Source organism: Paenarthrobacter nitroguajacolicus, from assembly GCF_029952445.1.
GTDB classification, from domain to species: domain Bacteria; phylum Actinomycetota; class Actinomycetes; order Actinomycetales; family Micrococcaceae; genus Arthrobacter; species Arthrobacter nitroguajacolicus_B.
Window position 1 is genome coordinate 1 of record NZ_JAQPPK010000066.1, and the last position, 1118, is coordinate 1118.

1 protein-coding gene is annotated in these 1118 nt (G+C 62.3%); it reads right to left on the reverse strand.

Annotated features, from left to right (window positions below; translation table 11 throughout):
* Window positions 1-994, reverse strand: a 994-nt coding sequence (locus PJL15_RS22530) for an IS481 family transposase (protein WP_281453352.1), incomplete at its 3' end; no start/stop codon positions are given.
* Window positions 995-1118: the final 124 nt, after the last annotated feature.

Consider the following 1118-nt stretch of genomic DNA (forward strand, 5'->3'; position numbering starts at 1 on the left):
TGTACTGCCCAGGGAGGTTGGTTAGCCGGCTGACGGGTGGTTTGTTCCCGAGTGCGGTGTGGGGCCTGTGGTGATTGTAATAGTGGATCCAGGCGGGTAGGGCCTCTCGTCGGGTGGTTTCGGTGCCGTAGAACTTCGCGTAGGCCCATCCATCGTTGAGGGTTCGGTGGAACCTTTCGATCTTGCCGTTGGTTTGGGGCCTGTAGGGGCGTGTTCGTTTCGGGGTGATGGCCAGCTCGGCGCAGGCGGCTTTCCAGGCGTTGGAGACGTAGGCGGATCCGTTGTCGGAGAGGACCCGTTTGGTGGTGATCCCTTGGGTGGCGAACCATGCCACGGCTCGTTGGAGAACGGCGATGGCGGTGACGGCTTTCTCATCGGCGTGGATTTCGGCGTAGGCGACGCGGGAGTAGTCATCCAGGACTGTGTGGACGTAGGCGGTGCCGTTCCTGGGGTGCTTGCTGGAACGCTTGTAGCCGCTGCGTGCAGCTGAAGTCCTTGAGTTCTTTCCGCCCTCGACCCGGCCGAGGTAGCGGTGGCCGCCGCCGTCGGGAATGTTTCCGAACTTGGTGACATCGACGTGGAGCATCTCGCCCGGGGCTGTGTGTTCGTAGCGGCGGACTGGTTCTCCGGTGACCCGGTCAATGTAGCGCAGCCGGTTGATCCGGCACCGAACCAGAATCGCATGAACCGTCGATGCCGGCATGCCCAGGAGCCCAGCGATCTGCACCGGCCCCAACCGCTTGCGCCACCGCAGGGCGACAATGCGTTTGACCAGTTCCCGTGGGGTGCGGGTGGGGCTGCGGCGGGGACGCGAGGATCTGTCACCCATTCCTTCGCTACCGAGTTCGAGGTAGCGGGTGACCCAACGCTTGGCGGTAGGCCATGAGACCCTGAAAAACTTTGCTGCCTCGGTGATCGTCCAGTGCTGGTCAACGACCAATTGGGCGAGTTTCAAACGGGCTTTTGGGGTCAACATTGCGTTAGCGTGGGACACGAAGGCCTCCTGGGTGTGCAGCGGTTTCTTAGACAGCTCCACTCCACACCGGGAGGCCTTCGTCATCCCGGAAATCTCACGCCGTGTCCTCACACGGCCTCAACCAATCTCCCTGGGCAGTACA